This window comes from Onishia niordana, assembly GCF_004798965.1.
In the GTDB taxonomy this organism is placed as follows: domain Bacteria; phylum Pseudomonadota; class Gammaproteobacteria; order Pseudomonadales; family Halomonadaceae; genus Onishia; species Onishia niordana.
This window is the reverse complement of the sequence record NZ_SDSD01000099.1, coordinates 1-261: the sequence shown is the minus strand read 5'-3', so window position 1 is coordinate 261 and position 261 is coordinate 1. Positions and strand designations below refer to the sequence as shown.

1 protein-coding gene is annotated in these 261 nt (G+C 39.8%); it reads left to right on the top strand.

Annotation, left to right across the window (positions count from 1 at the left end; genetic code table 11):
• Nucleotides 1-261: UbiA prenyltransferase family protein (locus ETC27_RS18070; protein ID WP_369333511.1), on the top strand; the 261-nt coding region annotated here is incomplete at both ends.

Sequence of the window (261 nt, the reverse complement as noted above, 5' to 3'; positions counted from 1 at the left end):
TAGGTGAGCTGGCCAGTGGTTTAACAATGGGCTACTTAATTTTTCTGATCTGTGTATATATCAATACGAGTGCTGTTTTTGTTTGGGATTTTGCAACTTTGGCATCAACCTTCCTTGTTGCTTTACCAAGTACCTTGTTAATTGCTAACTTGATGCTGGCGAATAATACTTGTGATTTGGAAGAGGACGAAGCTAATCATCGTTATACTATTGTGCATTACATCGGGAGAAAGAATGCTTTGCGCTGGTGGACATTAGCCA